General features: G+C 59.8%; 12 protein-coding genes. 8 read left to right on the forward strand and 4 right to left on the reverse strand.

What is annotated here, in order from left to right:
* Positions 1–750: 750 nt before the first annotated feature.
* Genes RCO24_RS19120 through RCO24_RS19150 form a run of 7 tightly spaced genes read left to right on the forward strand, consistent with a single transcriptional unit; the run spans position 751 to position 7,863 of the window.
* Entirely contained in the window at positions 751–3,030 is a 2,280-nt protein-coding gene (locus RCO24_RS19120; protein WP_308964284.1) for a DUF3141 domain-containing protein, read from the forward strand.
* Positions 3,031–3,069: 39 nt separating this feature from the next.
* Entirely contained in the window at positions 3,070–3,498 is a 429-nt protein-coding gene (locus tag RCO24_RS19125; RefSeq protein WP_308964285.1) for a hypothetical protein, read from the forward strand.
* 45 nt (positions 3,499–3,543) lie between these two features.
* On the forward strand, positions 3,544–4,506 hold the full coding sequence (locus tag RCO24_RS19130; protein WP_308964286.1) for a phosphate acetyltransferase: 963 nt from the start codon (positions 3,544–3,546) through the stop codon (positions 4,504–4,506).
* A 3-nt stretch (positions 4,507–4,509) separates the two neighbouring features.
* Positions 4,510–5,727, forward strand: a complete 1,218-nt coding sequence (locus RCO24_RS19135; RefSeq protein ID WP_308964287.1) for an acetate/propionate family kinase — start codon at positions 4,510–4,512, stop codon at positions 5,725–5,727.
* On the forward strand, positions 5,724–6,506 hold the full coding sequence (gene fabI / locus RCO24_RS19140; RefSeq protein WP_308964288.1) for an enoyl-ACP reductase FabI: 783 nt from the start codon (positions 5,724–5,726) through the stop codon (positions 6,504–6,506). Before RCO24_RS19135 ends, fabI begins: the two co-directional genes overlap by 4 nt.
* A 53-nt stretch (positions 6,507–6,559) precedes the next feature.
* A complete protein-coding gene (locus RCO24_RS19145) occupies positions 6,560–7,207 on the forward strand; it encodes a 3-oxoacid CoA-transferase subunit A (RefSeq protein WP_308964289.1) in 648 nt (215 codons plus the stop codon).
* Between the two features lie 5 nt (positions 7,208–7,212).
* Complete coding sequence (locus tag RCO24_RS19150; protein WP_308964290.1) at positions 7,213–7,863, forward strand: 3-oxoacid CoA-transferase subunit B; 651 nt, start codon at positions 7,213–7,215, stop codon at positions 7,861–7,863.
* A gap of 77 nt (positions 7,864–7,940) precedes the next feature.
* On the opposite strand, the gene ppk2 is transcribed toward RCO24_RS19150, so the two are convergent.
* Both ppk2 and scpB read right to left on the reverse strand, forming a co-directional pair.
* Positions 7,941–8,795, reverse strand: coding sequence for a polyphosphate kinase 2 (ppk2, locus tag RCO24_RS19155; protein WP_308964291.1), 855 nt, complete (start codon positions 8,793–8,795; stop codon positions 7,941–7,943).
* Between the two features lie 48 nt (positions 8,796–8,843).
* On the reverse strand, positions 8,844–9,623 hold the full coding sequence (scpB, locus tag RCO24_RS19160) for a methylmalonyl-CoA decarboxylase (protein WP_308964292.1): 780 nt from the start codon (positions 9,621–9,623) through the stop codon (positions 8,844–8,846).
* Positions 9,624–9,767: 144 nt separating this feature from the next.
* Between scpB and RCO24_RS19165 the strand changes: the two genes are divergently transcribed.
* A complete protein-coding gene (locus RCO24_RS19165) occupies positions 9,768–10,310 on the forward strand; it encodes a GNAT family N-acetyltransferase (RefSeq protein WP_308964293.1) in 543 nt (180 codons plus the stop codon).
* 113 nt (positions 10,311–10,423) lie between these two features.
* On the opposite strand, the gene RCO24_RS19170 is transcribed toward RCO24_RS19165, so the two are convergent.
* Positions 10,424–11,614 (reverse strand): ATP-binding protein, encoded by a 1,191-nt coding sequence (locus RCO24_RS19170; protein ID WP_308964294.1) that lies wholly within the window; start codon positions 11,612–11,614, stop codon positions 10,424–10,426.
* Between the two features lie 32 nt (positions 11,615–11,646).
* Positions 11,647–12,372, reverse strand: coding sequence for a response regulator transcription factor (locus RCO24_RS19175; RefSeq protein ID WP_308964295.1), 726 nt, complete (start codon positions 12,370–12,372; stop codon positions 11,647–11,649).
* Positions 12,373–12,761 lie beyond the last annotated feature (389 nt).

Here is a 12,761-nt window from a genome sequence, read left to right on the forward strand (position 1 = left end):
GTACGGTGCTGCCAACAGCTCCTCTAGAGGGCAACGAGAATTCTAGCGGATCTCAACACCGCCGTCCCCGGAATGAACAGTGCCGTTCTGCTCGATCTCGATCGTCAGCCGATATCGGTGGCAATGGGCGGCAAAGAGGACGTGCCGTGCAGTCCCTAAGATGGCTCCGCCGATACTCCTTGCATCGGCTAATAGCACGTGCGAAAAAACGCCATCATCTCCGTACCGATACTGAACATTTCATAGTTATTGAACTTCCGAACATCGACGTTTCGCGCATTAACTCTGGATTAAAAGTAGCTGTAAGCTCCAGGCGCGCTCACTCGTAGGTTCTCCTCTGCGCGCTTGATGACGGCTAGGAGTTTCCCATGGAAGCTCGAACCATACATGGCTGTGCTGCTCTTACCGGAGGCTTGCCGCTGTGCGCGGCGGGCATTGAGCCGAGTTGGGTACCACGCAATGTGCGTCTGCCGAGTCCGACGCTTGTAGGTCTGCGCAGTCCGCTCAGCGGCCACGCCAGGACGCGCCGGTTCGATCTCTCAAAGTGCTGCGCCGCTATGAGGCGAGGCGCAGGTCGGCCTTCTGGTGCCTCACCGAGAATAAAGACACGCTGACTTTTGAGTTCCGGGCCACGCTCAATGGAGCGCGATCCGGAGTAGAGAAGCTTGGCATCGCGAAGTAGGTGCCGGCATTTTCGTCTGAGTGCAGGGCCGGGAGACCGCTCGGCTCTGGAGCCACACGAGGCTGCACATGAGTACGCAAGCCGATTCAAAACCCGTAAAGTCTCCTCGGGCCTCCTCGCCATTCTGGTTCGGGCAAGATGCGATCGAATACTGGGTCGATGCCTGGCAGCGCAGCATTCTCACCCTGGACGTGATGCGGGAGCGAACGGCTCGCTACGAAGAGCATGCCGCAAAAATTGCGCCTCATGTTCTTAAGTTCGAGTGCGAGCTCATAATGGATGGGCGTGAGCTGAAGCGGCCGGTGAATTACGTTCTCGCCCGCATAAAGCCGCCGAAAGACATCGTCCTCGATGAGAAGAAGCGCCCGTTCGTCGTCGTAGATCCTCGGGCTGGTCACGGCCCTGGGATCGGAGGATTCAAGCCCGAGAGCGAGATTGGGGTCGCCTTCAAAACCGGACATCCCTGCTACTTCATCGGCTTTCTGCCTACGCCGATGCCGGGTCAGACGATCGAGGATGTCGCGCACGCTGAAGCTGCGTTTCTCGAGCGAGTTATTGCGTTGCATCCCGCCGCCGAAGGAAAGCCCGCCGTCATTGGAAATTGCCAGGCAGGCTGGGCGGTCATGCTGCTCGCGGCCCTTCGGCCGGAGCTTTTCGGCCCGATCATCGTTGCGGGATCGCCACTGTCCTATTGGTCCGGCGTACGGGGCGCAAATCCCATGCGGTACACGGGCGGTCTGCTGGGAGGCAGTTGGCTGACTGCGTTTGCCGGTGATCTCGGCAAAGGCAAGTTCGACGGTGCCTGGCTCGTCTCGAACTTCGAGAACCTCAACCCCGCCAACACGCTTTGGGCGAAGCAATACAATCTGTACGGAAACGTAGACAAAGAAGGGCCGCGCTATCTCGAATTCGAGCAATGGTGGGGCGGGCACGTGCTGCTTAACGCCGAAGAAATGCAATTTATCGCCGATGAGCTGTTCATCGGAAACAAGCTCGCCGGTGGACGCTTGATGACGAGCGACGGCACGCAGATCGACCTCAAGAATATTACGTCGCCGATCCTCGTGTTCTGCTCAAAGGCCGACAACATCACGCCGCCGCAGCAGGCCCTCGATTGGATTCTCGACCTGTATGGGTCCGTGGAGGATATCCGAGCCTACGGGCAAACGATCGTCTACGCCATTCACGAGTCCATCGGTCATCTCGGGATTTTCGTCTCCGGTTCCGTGGCGAAAAAGGAGCATGAGGAATTCGCGACGAACATCGACCTCATCGACGTTCTGCCGCCCGGTCTGTACGAGGCTGTGATGACGCGGCGGGGTTCCGAGGAGGCGTCCGACACTCTGATCGGTGGCGACTACCTCGTGCGCTTCGAAGCTCGAACGCTGGACGACATCCGTGCGCTTGGTGGAAACGATGACGACGACGACCGAAAGTTTGCGACGGTCGCACGCATATCGGACATCAACATCGGACTCTATCGGACGTTTGTTGAACCTTGGGTCCAATCTTTCACGAGCGACGGGATGGCCCAGGCGATCCGGAGGCTCCATCCTCTGCGTCTCCAATATGACATGTACTCCGCTGCAAATCCGCTCATGAAAACACTGGAGTGGACCGCGAAGTCTGTGCGGGATGCGCGCCAGCCGGTCTCCAACTCGAATATATTCTGGGAAGCGCAAGGATGGATTGCCGACTATGTGGAGAAATCGCTCGATACCTATCGCGAAACGCGCGACCTCATGCTCGAGGCGACGTTCCACGCGGTTTATGGGGCGCCGCTGCTGCAAGCCCTGACAGGTGTCACGGCCAATGATCTCCGTCGCCGGCCGCCTCTCATGGCCGCCGCGCACTCCGCACTGGTGCAGCAACGGATTTCAGAGATCAAGCGCCGCGCCTCCGAAGGCGGCCCTCGGGAAGCAGCCTTACGCTCTCTGATCTACATTCGCATGCCGGACGGTGTCGTCGACGAGCGCGGATTTAACTTTCTTCGCACGTTGCGGCGGGAGGCAGGGCGAAGCTACTCACTGGTCGATTTCAAAAGCCTCCTCCGCGAACAATTCCTACTCCTGCTTCTCGATCAGCGCCGCGCCGTTGAAGCCATGCCTGGAATGCTCGCGAAGGATCCTGATCTCGCCCGAAAAATGCTGGCCACGTTGCGCCGCCTGATCGAAGTCGTGGGGTTGCGCAGCGATGAGGCGAAGGCGCGAATGGCCGAGATCGAACGCCTTTTCGAAGACGGAGCAGCGGATCGTGAACGAGCGGACGATAGCGGACCTAAGCGTCCGCCGCCACCTCCTGTAGCCCGAGCAAACTTACAATCAGCGAGGCGGAGCAAGCATCACTAGATGACGGCCCGCGTGGCCCAAGCAATGGGAGAGCGATCGATGGCGACACTTCTACGTCCGACAGATCTGAACGAAATCTCCTCGGATGCCGAGGTCCAGAAGATGGATGAGGAGCGGAAGCTCAAGAAGAAGAAAGAGCAAAAGCAACTTGAGCTACGGGATGCGTTCATGGAGCGCGACATTCATCCCGAGGTGTTCGATCGCATCAATCACGCGGTGAGCGTCGCCGCAAAGCAGGGGCAGCACCAGATTCAAGTGATCACGTTTCCCTGCAGTTATTGCAGCGACGGAGGCCGACGGATCAACATCGCAGATCCCGAGTGGCCGCAAACCTTGGAAGGATTCGCGAAGAGGGCGTTCGAATTCTTCGACAAGGAGCTGCGGCCGCTCGGGTACAAACTTCACGCCGAGATCATCAGCTTCCCTGGCGGCATGCCCGGCGAAGTCGGACTGTTCCTGAAGTGGTAAGCATGCGCGACTGGCCGCGCTCACGAGTTCGGGAGGACAAGCGCCATGACGAGAAAGGCCACTGTCTCTCAACTCCACCGGCACGAGAAATATGAACGGCTCATTGCGGCGACGGCAGGGCTGGCTCCGCTTCCAGCCGCCGTCGCTCATCCATGCGATGAAAACTCGCTACGGGGGGCCGTGGATGCGGGGCGGCAGAATATGATCGCCCCGATCCTCGTTGGGCCTCGGCAACGTATCATCGAGTTGGCAAAAGACTGCGCTATCGACCTCGGCGGCGTCGAGATCGTCGACTCACCTCACAGCATCGCAGCCGCGGAGATGGCGGTCGACCTCGTACGGACAGGCCGGGCGGAGTTGTTGATGAAGGGCAGCCTACATTCGGACGAGCTGTTAGCCGCCGTTACGAGGCGAGAAGGTGGCCTCCGCACCGGACGGCGCATCAGCCACGTTTTTGTGATGGACGTTCCCACGCATCCGCAGACGCTCTTCATAACCGATGCCGCCGTGAATATTGCGCCGGACCTGATGGCGAAGCGCGACATCATCCAGAACGCCATAGACCTCTACACCGCGCTCGGCCTCGGCGTGCCGAAAGTTGCCGTCCTTTCGGCCGTGGAGACGGTCACGCCGAGCATTCCGTCCACCATCGAGGCGGCTGCGCTTTGTAAAATGGCGGATCGCGGCCAAATCACGGGAGGGCTCCTGGATGGGCCTCTTGCCTTCGATAATGCGATCAGCATCGAGGCGGCGCGCATAAAGGGTATCAAGTCGCCCGTCGCCGGACAGGCGCAGATCCTCGTGGTGCCCGACCTCGAAGCCGGAAACATGCTGGCCAAGAATCTGACGTTTCTGTCGGGAGCAGACGCGGCCGGGATTGTTCTTGGCGCCCGCGTTCCCGTAGTCCTCACATCGCGCGCCGACAACGTTCGCACGCGCATGGCGTCCTGCGCCGTCGCCATGCTTCTCGCCCATAGCCGCAGAGCGCGGGAACCGATACGGGCATGAGCCATGACCGAGGCAATTCTTGTCATCAACGCGGGCAGCTCGAGCATCAAGTTCCAGCTCTTCGCGGTCGCGCCCGACGATCGTCTGGTGCGGCGGTTCAAAGGCCAGATCGAGGGGATCGGTACGCGTCCCCGGTTGGTCGCGGTAACATCTAATCGCGAGATCCTCGTCGATGAAACGTGGCCATCGGTCGATGTTGCCGATCTGCCGGCCGCCCTTGACAAGGTCATTGCATTTTTGCGGCCGCAGATAGGTGGCGAATTGCCGGCCGCAGTCGGACACCGCGTCGTGCATGGCGGCCCGCACTATGCGTCACCCGTAGCCGTCACATCGCGTGTTCTCGCAGAACTCGAAAAGTTCGTCGCGCTTGCGCCGCTGCATCAACCCAACAACCTCGCTCCGATCCGCGCCGTGCTGCAGCGGCGTCCGCATCTGCTGCAGGTGGCCTGCTTCGACACCGCTTTTCACCGGGGCCATCCGGAGGTCGCCGATTGCTATGCCATTCCGCAAAGCCTTTATGCGGAAGGCGTCCGAAGGTACGGGTTCCACGGGCTTTCTTATGAGTACATCGCTCAGCGTCTCTCCGCCGTCGCGCCTGACGTTGCAAGCGGCCGTATCGTCGTTGCGCATCTTGGAAGTGGCGCTTCCATGTGCGCCATTTCCAACGGGCAAAGCGTCGAAAGCACAATGGGCTTTACGGCAATGGACGGCCTGCCGATGGGGACGCGCCCGGGTCAGCTCGATCCGGGTGTGGTGCTCTATCTTTTGAACGAAAAGGGAATGAGTGCGGAAGCGATCGAGACGTTTCTCTACAAGGATTGCGGTCTCAAAGGTTTGTCCGGTATCAGCAACGACGTCAGAGAGTTGCTCGCAAGCCCGGATCCGCGAGCCCAGATGGCTCTGGATTACTTCACCTATCGCATTGCCCTGTTCACGGGAATGCTGGCTGCTGCAATGGGCGGTATCGACGGCTTCGTCTTCACTGCCGGGATCGGCGAGAACGCTCCCCTCATTCGTGAAGCCGTGATCCGGCGCCTCTCATGGCTCGGCCTAGATGTCTCTACGCAAGCCAACAAGAAGAACGCGCCGTGCATCTCCCGCAAGGGCGCCCGCGTGCCGTGCTTTGTCATTCCGACCGACGAGGAGTTTATGATCGCGACCCATACGTTGCGCGTGTTGCGTGAACGTACGGCGTCCGCCCTTGAGGAGAAACGCGCATGATCGATCTCTCAACGTTGGCGCTTTTGAAAGGCAAAAAAGCGCTGGTAACCGGAATCGCGAACGATCAATCAATCGCGTGGGGCTGTGCCAAGGCGTTTCACGCCTTCGGCGCTGATGTCGCAGTCACTTACCTCAACGATAAATCCAGGCGCTTCGTCGAGCCCTTGGCGAAAGAGGTCCGTGCCTCGATGATGATGCCGCTCGATCTCCAAAAGCCAGGAGAGCTGGAAGCCGTTTTCGACGCCGTGAAGGAGAAGTGGGGCAAACTGGACATCGTCTTGCATTCCATCGCCTTCGCTCCCAAGGACGATCTTCACGGCCGTGTCGTTGATTGCTCCCGAGATGGTTTTCTGCTCGCTATGGAGCTTTCCTGCTGGTCCTTCATCCGCATGGCAAAGCTGGCGGAGCCGCTTATGAAAAGCGGCGGTACGCTCTTCACGATGACCTACTATGGATCGCAGATGGTGGTCGAAAACTACAACATCATGGGACCTGTGAAGGCGGCGTTGGAATCCGCCACCCGCTACCTCGCGGCGGAGCTAGGCCCGCAGAGCATTCGGGTGCACGCGATTTCTCCCGGCCCGCTCAAGACAAGAGCTGCTTCGGGGATCAGTGAGTTCGACAAGCTGCTGCAAAAGGCCCAAGCGAAAGCGCCGAGCCGTAGCTTGGTCTCCATCGACGATGTCGGTGTCGCCGTGGCCGTGCTCGCCATGAACGGCGCCAAGCTGATCACCGGAGAGACCCTCTACATCGATGGCGGCTATCACATCATCGACTAGACAGCCGCCGGGTTTGTCCTCCGATAGTTAGCCAGTAACCGGTGGGACCGCAGATGAAGCCTATACCCGTTGCGGAAGCCGTTGCAATGATACCGGACGGTGCCGTCCTTTTGGTCGGCGGCTTCATGGGCGTCGGCACGCCGGAACGGATCGTCGACGAAATCGTGCGTCAGGGAAAGCACGAGCTCACTGTCATCGCCAATGACACCGCGAAGCCTGGAACCGGCATAGCAAAGCTGATCAGCGCAAAGCTCGTGCGCACCGCAATCGTGAGCCACATCGGGCTCAACCCCGAAACGCAGCAGCAGATGCATGCTGGTGTGCTCACGGTAGAGTTGGTTCCGCAGGGAACGCTCATCGAGCGCATTCGTGCAGGCGGCTTTGGCCTCGGCGGCGTGCTTACGCCAACCGGCGTCGGTACGGTCGTAGAGGAGGGCAAGCGGAAGATCGACGTGGACGGGCAGGACTTCCTGCTTGAAACCCCGCTCAAGGGAGACTTCGCCCTCGTTCACGCCTTCCTCGCCGACTATATCGGTAATCTTTCTTATGCGTTGACGGCGCGGAACTTCAATCCGCTGGTCGCGATGGCGGCTGCGACGGTGATCGCCGGCGCCGAACACATCGTTCCGGTCGGATTGATAGCCCCGGATCACGTCGTGACGCCGGCTCCCTTGGTCGACTACCTCGTCGCAAACGAGTGACCGCAATGGACGCACAGACGCTCATCGCACGACGCATTGCCCGCGAGCTGCGGACTGGAATGCTCGTTAACCTCGGCATCGGCATTCCGACGCTCGTTGCCAACTATGTGCCGGCCAACATCGACGTCTTCTTCCAGTCAGAGAACGGCTTGATCGGAACCGGTCCCATACCGGAGGCTGGCATGGCGCATCCGACCCTGACGGATGCCGGTGGCCGGCCGGTCACTGCGCTGCCCGGGGCATGCACGTTCGATAGCGCTATCTCGTTCGGCCTCATCCGCGGCGGCCATGTCGACATGACCGTGCTCGGAGGTTTACAGGTCGACCAGCGCGGCTTGCTCGCCAACTGGATGATCCCAGGTAAGATGGTCCCGGGGATGGGTGGCGCAATGGATCTCGCGACCGGTGCGAAACGCGTTGTGGTCGCCATGCAGCACGTTGCCAAGGGCAAATCCAAGATCGTCAAGCAGTGCTCATTGCCGCTGACGTCTGTGCGCCCCGTGGATCTCGTCGTCACGGAACTTGCTGTCATCGCGTTTTCGGAAGGCCGCGCAACTCTCAGCGAGCGCGCGCCCGGAATATCTATCGAAGAGATCTCCGAGGCGACTGAGGCAGAATTGATCATCCCGCAGAGGGTGCCTGAAATGATTCTTTAGGCACTGAATCCGGCGCTCGGATCACCGGTGCCGCCATCCCCATCGAGGGAGGCCGGACGGCACAATGATCCGGCCCGTCAATGGACTTCGGGAACCTGTTTGACAGGATGGACGAGGTCGCCTGCGCCTGCCGTTACGCGACGCTTCGGGAGCTTCACCTTTTCCCGTGGAACGCTCTTGTAGGGAATCTTGCCCAGGAGATGCTCGATGATATTGAGGCGAGCCCGCCTTTTGTCGTCGGAGCGCGCCACATACCAGGGAGCCCAGGCGGTATCCGTCGCCAGGAACATGTCGTCGCGCGCTTTCGAATAGTCGTTCCACCGCGTGTAGGACTTGATGTCCATGCCAGAAAGTTTCCAGATTTTCCGATCGTCGTCGATGCGGTCTTCGAGCCGTTTGGTCTGTTCGTCCGGACTAACCTCAAGCCAGTACTTGAGCAGGATAACCCCAGATTCCGTGATCGCTTTTTCAACGTCGGGAACGATGTTGAGAAAACGCTTGGCCTGCTCATCGGTGCAGAAGCCCATGACGCGTTCGACGCCGGCGCGATTGTACCAGCTCCGGTCGAATATCACGACCTCTCCGCCCGCGGGCAGGTGAGGCAGATAGCGCTGGATATACATTTGTGACTTCTCGCGCTCGGTCGGCGCGGGCAATGCCACCACACGGAACACACGAGGGCTGACCCGCGCTGTGATGGCCTTGATGGTGCCGCCCTTGCCGGCGCCGTCGCGTCCCTCGAAAACGATGCAGATCTTCTTCTCCTCGTGCCGTACCCACTCCTGAAGCTTCACGAGCTCTCCGTGCAGCCGCTTGAGCTCCTTTTCAAAGGCTTTGCGCTTGAGTTTGCCCTCGTCGTTCAGTGTGGATTCGTCGGTGTTTTCCGACGCCCTCTCACTTGCGCGGCTGCGTGTGCTTCTGCGGTGTTCCATTTCTCGCTCCTTCCTTGGTCGCCCAAGGCGGTGATCTTTGGTTCCCCATCAATGACCGGAGAATTTCGGGACGCGCTTCTCGCGAAACGCCCGAATGCCTTCGGCATAGTCCTCGCTGTCGTAAACGATGCGTCTAAGTCCCTGCACACGCTCGAACCGGCGGGGGCTCATGGGATGGGCACCCGCGAGCATCCGCATTTGCTCCTTCATGACTGAGATCGACAGCGGCGCGTTCTGGCAGATATCCCAGGCGAGACCTTGTGTGAAGGCCTCTAGCTCCTCGGCCGGGACCACACGGTTGACAACACCGAGGCGTTCGGCGCGCTCGGCGGAGATTGGCTTCGCCGTGAATACCATCTCCTTCACGACACGTAGCGGACACGCGTTGAGGAAGGTCAGCATCCCGGTGACATTGTAGGGAACTCCGAGCTTCGCCGGCGTCACGGCGAACGTTGCGCTCGGCGCGGCAACGATGAGATCGCACGCGAACGCGAGTTCGCACGCGCCGCCCCACACACCCCCTTCGATCATCGCGATTACTGGCGCCGGAAACTCCTCTATTGCTCTCACGAGCGCACGGAGCGGGTCGTCCCAGCCAAGCGGATCGCGACGGCCTTCAGGAAGTTCGTTCACGTCGTGGCCGGCGGACCATACCGTGGTGCCGGGCTGGGCGCGCAGGATGACAACTCGGGCGTGCTTGTCTGCAAAGCCCATGAGTGCGCCGATCACGTCCTCGACAACCTCGGCCGAAAGCGCATTGCGCCTTTCAGGATTGTCGAGGATGATGGTGCCGACCGCACCGTCCAGCTTGGTCTCTATAAGAGGCATTTGGTGGCCTCCCGCGACATTGCTTCGATCTTTGGGTCGTACAAGATCGCAATGTAGCAAATATTCGAACCGATGCGCCATCGGATGATATAGTGAATCGTAGAATTTTGGTTTTCCAGCGGGGCTGACGCGTGAGGCGGTGTCGTGATCGATGCGCGAACCTATCAGGCAGCCACGACTTTGAGCGACGGCACTTCCGTGACCGTTCGCGCCATACGCCCGGATGATTGGCGCGCAGTTCTTACTGCGTTTGAGGGGCTTGATTCCGAGTCGGTCTATAAGCGCTTCTTCACCTACAAGAAAACGTTGGCCGACGACGAGCTGCGGCAGATCACCGAGGTCGACTTCGATCGCGTCGTTGCGCTCGTGGTGGTCACAGCGGAGAACGGCGGTGATCCCCAATTGATCGGAGGCGGCCGCTACGCGTTCAATGAGGTAGCGAGCGTGCAGGACAGCGCCGAGATCGCTTTCATTACCAGTGAGGGTTACCGCGGGCGGGGCGTCGCCCCTCTGCTTCTCAAACACCTCGCTGGGATCGCGAGGGAGCGGGGTGTTTCGCGGTTCGAGGCACAGGTTCTATCCCAGAACCAAGCGATGCTCTCAGTCTTCCGGAGGAGCGGCCTGCCTATCACAACGCAGTTCAACGGCGATGTTTTTACCGTCTGTCTCTCACTGATCGCAGGTTAGGGTTCGAGGCGCCCGGTCACGAAATGGTAGGCGCGTGAGGAAGTGTGGCGTCATTTGTGAGCCGCGCAGGATCAGCTGCCGGAAACAGCGAAGGGTTGGCATCGGGACAACGTTCATCCAGGAAGCACAGTGGGAAGCTCGACGACCTGAGCCAAGCCCCCGTCGGGACGATTTGAGATTCTGATGTCCCCTCCGTCCCTGCGGATGATCTCGCGAGAGATCGTGAGGCCCAAGCCGGCACCGGGGATTTTCTGGCCACGCGCCCTATCGGCTCGGAAAAACGGCTCGAATACCTGGTCCAGAACATCGGCTGAAATACCGGGCCCCTGATCAGAGATGGTAATTCGCGCCATCGCACCTCCGGTGACGGCTACAGCGCCGCGTACGCCATGGGTCGCGGCGTTGATCAGGAGGTTCCGCAATGCGCGGCTCAAAGCCAGTCGGTTGGCCCTGACGTACGCTTCGCTCGTGTCGATCACCTCGATTTCAAAATTCTGTTCCTGCAAATCTTCCACGACGCTCCTGACAAGGTCATCCACCCGAATGACTTCCAGCGACGCCTTCGTCGTTTCCTCTCGGACAAGCTGAATCGCGCTGTCGGCAATCCGTTCGAGTTCGTCGATATCCCTGAGCCACAAAGTCCGCTCCTCATCGTCCGTGACAAATTCCGCTCGCAATCTCATGCGCGTCAGTGGGGTGCGAAGGTCGTGGCCGGCCGCCGCAACGAGCCTCATCCGGCTTTCGGTGGCGCGTTTCAGGCGAGCGGAAAGCGAGTTGATCGCGGCTGCCGTCGCGCGAACCTCCGCGGGGCCTCGTTCGGCGAGCATCGGAAGGCTGCCGTCCGGGCTGACCGACTCGGCCGCGCTTTCAAGGAGCGCCAGGGGCTTGCTCATACGATGGGCTGCGAACACCGCAATCGATCCGACACCAATCGTGATGAGTACGAACCAAATCCATAATTCTGGCTCTGATGGAGGATCAATGTCGACAACGGCCCAGCTTTGAGGTCCGACGCGTATCGACGCGATGCGGAATCGGCTGTCGTCTCGATTGTACGTCACGATAACGTCGACGGGTGTTCCATGCTGCGCAGTGCTTGCGCGCATCAGTTCGGTTTGTTTTTTGTCGAGCACGCCCGCATCGGGGTGCCGAGATAGACCCTCCACTTCAGGATTATGTTTTCCAAGCCGTTCTATGGTTATGAGCTGCTTGGCGAGGAATTCGATCTCCATGTCATTCGGCGTCGCAAAAACATACATCACGGCAAGCGTGATCAATGCCACGACCGAAACGATGGAGGTCACGAGAAGCAGGGCGATCTTGGCCCGCAGCGTATTCATCTGTGCCTATCCAGAATACGGACCTTGGCGGCGAGCTGATATCCGCCGTTGCGGACAGTCTTGAAGAATTGAGGCGCGCCGCCGTCCGAAAGCTTACGCCGCAGCCGGCTGATCAGAACGTCGATCGAGCGATCCAGAACCTCGCCGTCGCCTCCACGCGTCAGGTCGAGGAGTTGATCGCGCGTGAGTACGCGCCCCGGCCGGTCCAAAAAGGTCATCAGCAGATCGAACTCGGCGCCGGTGAGGGGCACATCGCCGCCATTGGGGTCGGTCACCGAACGGGTGGACGGATCGGCTACGAAGTTCTCGAAGTGATAGACACCGGCCGTGCGAGGCTCCAGGTCGGAATTTGCGACCCGTCGGAGGACCGCACGTGCCCTGGCTAGCAGCTCTCTTGGATTGAATGGCTTTCCGAGGTAGTCGTCGGCGCCGATTTCAAGACCGATGATCCGGTCGACATCCTCCCTCAAGGCCGTGAGCAGGATGATCGGAATTGTCGATCGCGCTGCTCTCAAATCCCGGCAAAGATCGAGTCCCGAACCGTCGGGCAGCATCACGTCGAGGATGATGAGATCGATCTGATTGGTCACGATCCTCTCGTGCACCTCCGAACACTTCGATGCGAGCAGAACGCGAAAGCCTTGCTCCTGCATGTAGCGAGCGATCATTTTCCGGATTTCCGTGTCGTCATCGACAACGAGAATTTGCGCGTGCGGGCTCATATCCGACCGTCAATGCCTCTGCTCTATCGTGTTGATCTATCTCTGCCGTAGAGCGCTGGAGCAACTTTTTTGTGTCAAAGGCTGTCTACGGACCGCCAAGACATGTTTCGACATAAAAAACGCACGGAGGGAAACGTTCGGACATTCAAGTCCGGATATTAAGCCACGAGAACTCCTTATCGATTGCCGCGAGCGTTAACGATCGGGGGTTCTGAATGCGCTTTCCAACTGGGTCGAGGGCCTCAAGAGCGGCCAGAAATGGTATCGCGGCCGGCAAGGCATTTTCTGCAGGGGGCACTCACTTCGCGCCATTGGTCACCAGGCCCAGCGTCTCGTCGGTGGAGCAGGTGAGCAGGAGGCGATCAATGCGCGTGCCGCCTGGTTCTACG

This window comes from Hyphomicrobium sp. LHD-15, assembly GCF_031157355.1.
GTDB lineage: Bacteria > Pseudomonadota > Alphaproteobacteria > Rhizobiales > Hyphomicrobiaceae > Hyphomicrobium_C.